Source organism: Citrobacter sp. Awk 4 (genome assembly GCF_028069725.1).
GTDB lineage: Bacteria > Pseudomonadota > Gammaproteobacteria > Enterobacterales > Enterobacteriaceae > Citrobacter_D.
The window spans coordinates 130,504-139,249 of sequence record NZ_JANEWG010000005.1 but is presented as its reverse complement, the minus strand read 5'-3'; the positions used below and the strand labels follow the sequence as shown (position 1 = coordinate 139,249).

Genomic DNA, 8,746 nt, shown 5'->3' with positions numbered 1-8,746 from the left:
CATTAAAAACACCGAATTAATAACCAAATTAAAACAAATGCATAACATTCAATGCTTGCTCGTGCGGTGCATTCGCCCTCTAGTGCGCCAGAATGCGGTTCATTTCATATATGAATCAAAATAGTGGATGTGTAACGCAGGTTCATCGCGGTGAAGCTGGCCAGGAGAAGGTTTTGTGTGAGCGGAAAAATGGCGGGGAATCTGGCTCTGCGATATATATATAAGAAAGCACCGATGCCAGGGGCGATCGGTGCTTTACATATCGATAAGTGATAAAAGAGATACCCAACTATGTGGTATCAGCAGGTTGGGTTAATTTTCTTCGCGGTATCAGCTTACTTTTTCTTCGCTTTCGGGTTCTGCAGGTCGGTAATGTTGCCTTCGTATACTTCCGTCGTCAGGCCCACGGATTTGTGCAGAGTCGGGGGGCGTGAATGGTCAGTGCGATGTCTTCTGCGTCACAGCCCATTTCAATCGCCAGACCGATTTCGGCCAGCAGCTCGCCGCCGTTGGTGCCGACAATCGCGCCGCTGATAACGCGGGTGAGTCTCTTTGTCGAAGATCAGTATGGTCACGCCATCCGCGCAGTCAAAAGCGATAGTTCAAGCGAAATACGTTTTGCTCGTTGGTCTGAGATCGATTTTGAAACATCAATGTGGACGATTCCTGCCGAGCGAGAAGCTTTGAAGGGGTTAAGCACTTACAGCGAGGAGCAAAAATGCGTACACCTTATCTGGTTCCTCTTTTCCGACAAGTTCTGGCAATTCTCAAGCAGATAAAGATGTTCAGTGGTGATCATGAACTGATCTTTATTGGTGATCATAACCCTCGCAAGCCGATGAGTGAAAATACGGTGAATAAATCTTTGCGCGTAATGGAATATATGATCTGGCGTAATGTACGCATAGCATATATGTAACAACTTCCATTATCAGCAAACCGTTCTACAGGATGATGGTTTTTATATAATACATTATTTTGATTAGATAAAAAATAGATTAATATACTGTTGTAACATTACTTTATATTAAATTCACACCCCATTAGTAGTCGCCTACCGAGTCGTGTAACACGAGCCATAGTGTGATCTGAAGTCCTCGGTAAATCACACAACTGGCATCACTTAAATTTTGTTATTCAGTCTTTTTTTCCTCCAGGCTGAATGTAAGATTGTGTTTTTTCACTTTGTATTGTAATGCCCCACGGGAAATACCCAACTTCCTTGCAGCTTTAGCAACGCAGCCTTGAGACTCTTTTAACGCTTCAATTAAAAGCTGGTGTTCATATTCCTCAAGTTTATCCGTTAAGGTCAGCCCCTGACTGAAAGAATTTTCACGATAGGTTTCTTTTTGTGGTATTTTCTGATGTCGTACTTCTGCAGAAAAACCAGTGACTACATCTGTTTCACAGTTAAAAACAAGTTCATTCAGTGGGCCTGTATCTTTCTGAAGTATTAGACTCCGCACAATGACGTTTTCCAGCATTCTTACATTGCCAGGCCAGTCGTACTCAAGTAACTGTTTTTCAATCGACGCAGGGAAGGGATAGACTTTCATATTGCTCACTGCCTGGTGTTTGACCATAAAATGGCGCGCCAGTGGAATTATTTCATCTTTTCTCTCCCGCAGAGGAGGGATTACCACCATACCGATTTCCAGCCTGTAAAATAGATCGTCGCGTAATCGCTTCTGTCGGATCATTTCATAAGGTGATTCATTCATTGCTGCGATAATACGAATATCTGCTTTTAACTCTTTATTTCCTCCTACTTTCCAGAAGGTTTTCTCCTGTAGAAAACGTAGAATTTTCCCTTGCACATCAACAGGCATCGAATTTAGTTCATCCAGAAATAATGTTCCACCATTGGCAAGTTCCAGATAGCCGCGGGTATTTTCTGCTCCAGTGAATCCCCCTTTAACTGTACCGAAAAGAGTGCTTTCGATTAATGTTACCGGTAGCGCACTACAGTTAAGTGCAATAAAAGGTTTATGTCGCCGGGGGCTTTTATTGTGGATGAAATTGGCTAGCAACTCTTTTCCTGTACCCGTTTCACCCATTACCATAACGGGTACATTACTTACCGCCAGTCGGGCGGCACGATCGAGAACGTGTTGCATTGCATCGGAGTTATGAATGATTTCTGGTAGCCCGTCCTCCTCCTTACTAAATAATTTTTCATTCAACACTGACAAATTATGCTGTAATTTTCGAAATCGGGAAAGGTCCTGGCCTGATTCAATCACTCCCATAATTTCTCCAGAGGAATTGAAGAGGGGAACGGTTGTATGTTGATAATCAATCAGTTTACCACTTGGTGTAAAATAGCTTTTCTGATGATTAATTGATTCCTCTCCATGCTGCAATGCCCTGAGCATTTCATTTTCATCTTCCTGAATTGAAGGGAAAACACTCAGCATATTCTTGCCCAATACTTCCTCTCGCTGGCACTCATCCAGATCTGCATTTTCCTGATTATAATAAATGTGTTGTCCTGATTTATTCAAGACAGAAAACGGTTGCCCAAGTACATCGAAAAAATGACCAAATACTTTAATTGCCGCATTCAATTCTGGATCGATGTCAACTTTCATTTTCATTTCCTCCTGCCAGATTAAAATCTGGCGCTGTGCTTAATTTTAAGCATGATGCAAATTTTTAATCACTGCTTGTTTTTTTATTTTAAACAAATTCAATGTATTAAGTATTGCCATTTTATGGCACGGACTTTGCTTAATAATTATCAGTGCTCAACAGTATAAACGATAACGCACTGATAACGCACCACTGGTGTACCGGGAAAATCATAAACCGTCAATTACAGGAAGCCTGTTATGGACTCTCACAGCAATAATGGAAAAATGGGGATATCACAAATCGCACTATTTTGTATGTGTGCGGTTATTGTCCTTGAAACACTTACCGCTTCGGCAGCAATAGGTCCCAGTGGCTTGTTCTGGTGGGGGGTAACATTAATATTTTTTATTGTTCCTTATTCCTTGATCACTTCAGAACTGGGTACAACTTATCCCGCTGAAGGTGGTATCTATGACTGGATCCGCAGGGCCTTTGGCGCACGGATGTCTACCAGGGCCGTTTATTTATACTGGCTTGCGGGTGGTTTGTGGATGCCTGCGGGGTATATTCTTTTCGCAGGCATGTTTGCCCGTGTTTTTATGCCTGAACTTTCTCTGATGTGGCAGGTGGTCATTGTTTTGATTATGAGCTGGCTGACCATTGCCTTTATTAATTTTAAAACCAGCGTAGGCATCTGGCTTACAGTATCCGGAGCCATTTTTAAAATTACCGTTATCTTAATCCTGGGTGTTGCTGGTTTTTATCATCTATTTACGCATGGCCCAGCTAACGAATTTTCGCTTCAGACGATGCTTCCCTCTGCTTCATCGGGTATCGGATTTTTGGCTGTGATTGTTTATAACCTCGTCGGGCTTGAACTGGTTGCCTGTATGGGAAAAGAACTTCGCAATCCGGTACGGGATATGCCAAGAGCTATTCTTCTCGCGTCATTGGCCATTTCTTTTCTTTATGTGTTTGGTTCCATGGGGATCCTGATGGCCATTCCACTGGAAAACCTGAATCTGGTTTCCGGTATTGTCGATGCGCTCGGCCCATTGCTTGGAGAAGGTAGCCCATTAATTATTCTGGTCTGTATCTTTTTTATGCTGTCAATTGTTGGCAACCAGGTGACCTGGGCTATGGCTCCCAGTCGGGCAGCCGCAGAAGCCGCAAAGGAGGGAGAACTACCGGCTTTCATCGGTCGCTGGCATCCCAAAAATAATACCCCTTACTGGGCCAACCGTATTCTCGGTATCGTATCTACCGTGATTACTCTGGTTTATGCCTGGTTTGCTCAGGGCGATAACGCCAATATGTTCTGGTCCGTGTTTTCTTTCTCCAGTGCCTGCATCATTATCAGTTATCTGCTGTTCTTTGCTTCCTTTATTAAGCTGCGAATTTCCGATAAATCAACACCCAGACCATTTAAAGTCCCCGGTGGCCTGCCTGTTGCCATAGGTTGCTCATTGTTGTGCATGGCATTTATTTTCATGTGTGCCATGTTATTCATTTTCCCTGATTTACCAAAAGGCATCATCGAGTGGAATCATAGCGGCCCAATTCTGGCTGGGGTAATCATTGTACTGGCTGTGGGAGATATAATTATTCGTCGGGCTGAAAAAAACTTCACAGAACTAAATCATTTCACGAAATAACTTTTTCACACATAGTGAAAATATAAATATATACCTGAATAAACTAACGTAGAATATATCTACAAAGGAGTCTCGCTTATGAAAAGGCACTATATGGATTGCAATGTGTTAGCTCCGTGTAGCGGAAACCGTCAGCCACTTATCTTTCTGCAGGAGATGGCAGCATGATCGAAGTTACCGAGGTTTCTATTGCCGAACTGCGCAAAGCGCTCGAATCCGGTCGCACTACGGCTGTCGAATTGGTTAGGGCCTATCTCGCACGAATCAATGCCTACAATGGCCCTGAGACGGAGACTAAGTTGAATGCGGTGGTGGTATGTAACCCCGATGCGATCAGGGAAGCCGAAGCTTCCGATGCTCGCCGTGCCCGTGGTGAGGTGTTGAGCCCTCTGGACGGTATTCCCTATACCGCCAAGGACAGTTACCTGGTTAAAGGCCTTACCGCTGCTTCTGGCAGTCCGGCCTTCAAGGATTTGATCGCCCAATACGATGCGTTTGCCGTCGAGCGGCTGAGAGCCGCAGGCGCCATCTGCCTGGGGAAAACTAACATGCCGCCGATGGCCAATGGCGGCATGCAGCGCGGTCATTACGGGCGCGCTGAAAGTCCGTACAACGCCAAATATCTCACTGCACCGTTTGCCTCCGGCTCCTCTAACGGCGCCGGTACTGGCACAGCAGCCAGCTTCTCCGCCTTTGGCCTGGCTGAAGAGACATGGTCGAGCGGTCGGGGGCCTGCTTCGAACAACGGTCTGTGCGCCTACACCCCGTCACGTGGTGTGATTTCAGTACGCGGCAACTGGCCGTTGACGCCAACAATGGATGTTGTTGTGCCGTATGCCCGTACTATGGGCGATCTGCTGGAAGTCCTTGATGTCGTGGTTGCTGACGACCCGATCACTCGTGGCGACCTGTGGCGTTTGCAACCCTGGGTGAAAATTCCCAAGGCTTCGGAAGTGCGTCCGGCATCCTACCTTGATCTTGTCGGCAGGGCAGATACTCTGAGAGGTAAGCGCCTCGGCGTGCCACGCATGTTCATCAACAAAGATGAACTGGCTGGCACCAGCGAAAACCCAGGTATTGGCGGTCCCACCGGTCAGCGTATTCACACTCGCGCATCGGTGATCGAACTCTGGGAAGCCGCACGCAAGGCTCTGGAAATGGTTGGTGCCGAAGTGGTGGAGGTCGACTTCCCGCTGGTATCCAATTGCGAGGGTGACCGCCCTGGAGCACCGACCGTGTACAATCGTGGCATTGTCTCACCAGAGTTTCTCAATGATGAGCTGTGGGAGCTGTCTGGCTGGGCTTTTGACGAATTCCTGCGCGCTAACGGTGATCCGAAACTGAATAAACTGGCTGATGCCAATGGGCCGCAGATCTTCCCACACGATCTGGGTACCCTGCCGAACCGCGAGGGCGATCTTGCTGCTGGTATGGAGGAGTATGTCAATATGGCCAAACGAGGCATCAAGTCGTACAACCAGATAGCTAGCGTGCCGGACGGTCTGCGCGGCCTGGAGAAGACTCGTAAGCAGGATCTTGAAGACTGGATGGATGAACTCAGACTCGACGCTGTGTTGTTCCCTACCGTGGCTGACGTTGGTCCGGCAGATGCGCACGTTAACCCGGCCTCAGCCGACATTGCCTGGAGTAATGGTATCTGGGTTGCAAACGGTAACCTTGCGATTCGCCATCTGGGGGTGCCGACGGTGACCGTACCAATGGGGGTGATGGCTGACATCGGCATGCCAGTGGGGCTGACCTTCGCGGGGCGCGCTTATGACGACAACAACCTACTGTGCTTCGCTGCGGCCTATGAGGCAACGGGTAGCAAACGTCTGGTGCCGCCACGTACGCCACCGCTCAGTTGATATTTTTCAGGAAGTGAAGAACGGGATTGACGTATACGCGTCATTCCCGTTTTTTCAGTCTTCGTCAGATTTAAAATAACAGTACTGTTGTCAGGATAAGTTCGGGCATATTGTGTCGAGGTCACTGACCTGTCGCTCCGCGTCATAGCGCCCAGTGGCTGCCTGGCGCTTTCTACTCCGGCTCATGGGTCAACCCGAATTACGTACGAACTCCCCAATAGCCTGATAGGTTGCCCTGGCTTCTTCCGGTACTTTGTCTTCGAGCATCAGATAAGCGTGGATCATACCTGGGAAATGGCGGTGCGTTACCGGAACCCCTGCGGCTTCCAGACGGGCGACAAAAGCAAACCCTTCATCACGCAGTGGGTCAAGGCCCGCGCTGAATAGCAGTGTTTCCGGAAAGTCTTTGCTCACAGGCAGGTAGAGCGGCGACGCCGATTGACGATCTTCGTCATGCTGGAAGTACTGGTGAAAATACCAACGGATCTTACTTTCATCTAATAGTTTTCCCGTGCCATTTTCTTTTACTGACGGCCAGGCCAGAGTGTAATCCAGGCCTGGATAGATAAGCACCAGCCGATTAATCAGTCCTGGATGAGTGCGCGAAAACGCTTGTGCAAGCGTGGCGCTAAAGGCGCCGCCACCGCTGTCTCCGGCTACCGTTAGCTGACGCTGATACGGAATTTGCAGACGATCTAACAGCGTGTAGATCTGTTCTGCCACCGCCCACGCATCAGAAAGCCCCTGCGGATAGGGACTTTCCGGTGCCCGGCGGTAGTCAACAGAGATGACCGTGTTTCCGGTGGCTGTCGCCAGATGGCGGGCGACAGGATCGTACACCTCCACCGAACCACTCAGATGTCCGCCACCATGAATAAAGAGCAAAACATCCTGTTTTCCCTGCAAAGTAGGGCGATAAATACGAACAGGGATGCGCCGTTCACCGGTGTCCACTTCATCATTGAGCACGGCTGCCATCGGATCTGAAGTGGTGACGTTCGCTTTGGTGAGCGCCGCTAACCCCTCTCTGGCGCTTAATGCATCGTAAACCACGGGAGGCTTGCTGGCCTGTTTCTCCAGGAATGCGGCCAGCGGGCCGGGTGGTGTTTGTACCAGCGGACCGTTATCTTGCTGCCACGTCTGCTGGTAACGTCGCTGTTGTTCCTGTAGTGACTCCGCAATCACTGAAGGACAGAACATACTGACTGTGGTTATTGCGGCGAAGGGAAATAGCAATTTCTTCATGGATAATCCTAATTGAGGTATGACGTTCATTTTTTCTCCGGACGTACAATAGTGTTGCTTCGTTAAGCATATAACCCAGCGTAAAAATATGTTTTTATCGGTGAGAATATTATTGCTTATCGGGTAGCCCGGTTAAGTAAAACACTTTTATCGTTAAATTATATTTTAGCTATTCTTGCTTATTTTCCCTGTTATCTGGTTGGGGTTTTACGAAGTTAATCCTTACTTTTATAAATGTTATTCGAGGTAACAATGTGAATTAATACAGGTTATTCCAGTAGTCTTTGCATGCAGCATTGCTTATCAAGAAAACAGATATCGATAAGTTAAATTATGGGTTTCATCATATTTAAAACTTGAATTACATTTCCTTTACACTTTTAACTGTCTGGCAGGAATAGAGATTTCAGCACCTAATATACAGGGTTAAATATATATGAAAGGAAGTAAAAAATTAATGTATTTAAGAAAAACGTCATTGCTGACACTTTCTCTGTTTTTTTCTGTCAATGTGCTGGCTGCAGGGTTGCAGTGTGAAAATAAGGATTTCACTTTGCAAACATTGGGCACTGGTGGGCCAATTACCGATGATCAGCGAGCTTCATCGGGAGAGGTCATTTGGCTAAATGGAAAGTCGGCCATTCTCATTGATGCTGGCGGCGGTATCTTTTTACGTTTTGGTCAATCGGGCGCCCGTCTGGAAGATTTAAAACTGATTGCCATCAGCCATTTTCACACTGACCACGTCTCTGATTTGGCACCGATTTTAAAAGGTGGCTATTTCCTGAAGGAGAAGGAGACTATTAACCTTGCGGGGCCGGAAAGCGGCGGCGTATTCCCGTCAATGACGCAATATTTTGATGCGCTCTTTAAAAAAGAAAATGGCGCATATTCCTATCTGAATGGGCTGTATAACGCGACAGATGGTTTACAACTTGCGAGTCACGTTAAGGATATTAATTACACCGCCACTGACCCGCAATTAGTGTATCAGGATGATGAAATGAAAGTGACTGCCCTGGGTATTCCTCACGGAGATGTTCCTTGCCTGGCGTTCCGTATTGAAACGGCGAAAGGTACGATTGTTGTTTCAGCAGATCAGAATGGCAGTAATAACGCGTTTGCCCGCTTTGCCAAAGGCGCGGACATGCTGGTGATGCCGTTAGCCATTGATGAAGATACTGACGAAACCTCGAAATTTATTCATGCCGCGCCGGATGTGGTGGGCAAGGTGGCCGCTGAAATTAATCCCAAAGTGCTGGTGCTGAATCACTTTATGGGCAAGGGGTTGCGTCTCAAAGAGAGATCCATCGACATTGTGAAACAGTATTACCACGGCCCCGTCTATAGCAGTCGCGATCTCTCCTGTTTCCCGATTTCATTAGCCAGTGCGAAGGAATAACC

At 47.2% G+C, this 8,746-nt stretch carries 5 protein-coding genes and 2 pseudogenes; 4 read left to right on the top strand and 3 right to left on the bottom strand.

All coding sequences use genetic code 11. The annotated features are described in order from the left end of the window. Positions 1–335: 335 nt before the first annotated feature. Positions 336–599 (bottom strand): annotated as a pseudogene (locus NNO04_RS03475) (dihydrolipoyl dehydrogenase); the annotation flags it as partial. A 3-nt stretch (positions 600–602) separates the two neighbouring features. Between NNO04_RS03475 and NNO04_RS03470 the strand changes: the two are divergent. Further along, positions 603–883 (top strand): annotated as a pseudogene (locus NNO04_RS03470) (tyrosine-type recombinase/integrase); the annotation flags it as partial. Between the two features lie 250 nt (positions 884–1,133). Here the strand turns inward: NNO04_RS03470 and NNO04_RS03465 are convergent. Then, entirely contained in the window at positions 1,134–2,591 is a 1,458-nt protein-coding gene (locus NNO04_RS03465; RefSeq protein ID WP_271443502.1) for a sigma-54 interaction domain-containing protein, read from the bottom strand. Between the two features lie 240 nt (positions 2,592–2,831). Here NNO04_RS03465 and NNO04_RS03460 point away from each other — a divergent pair, with 240 nt between their 5' ends. Then, complete coding sequence (locus tag NNO04_RS03460) at positions 2,832–4,229, top strand: APC family permease (RefSeq protein WP_271443501.1); 1,398 nt, start codon at positions 2,832–2,834, stop codon at positions 4,227–4,229. A gap of 164 nt (positions 4,230–4,393) precedes the next feature. Beyond that, positions 4,394–6,097 (top strand): amidase, encoded by a 1,704-nt coding sequence (locus NNO04_RS03455; RefSeq protein ID WP_271443500.1) that lies wholly within the window; start codon positions 4,394–4,396, stop codon positions 6,095–6,097. A gap of 189 nt (positions 6,098–6,286) precedes the next feature. On the opposite strand, the gene NNO04_RS03450 is transcribed toward NNO04_RS03455, so the two are convergent. Beyond that, entirely contained in the window at positions 6,287–7,372 is a 1,086-nt protein-coding gene (locus tag NNO04_RS03450; RefSeq protein WP_271443499.1) for an alpha/beta hydrolase, read from the bottom strand. Positions 7,373–7,799: 427 nt separating this feature from the next. On the opposite strand from NNO04_RS03450, the gene NNO04_RS03445 reads away from it, so the two are divergent. Further along, complete coding sequence (locus NNO04_RS03445) at positions 7,800–8,744, top strand: MBL fold metallo-hydrolase (protein WP_271443498.1); 945 nt, start codon at positions 7,800–7,802, stop codon at positions 8,742–8,744. The last annotated feature ends 2 nt before the right edge of the window (positions 8,745–8,746 follow it).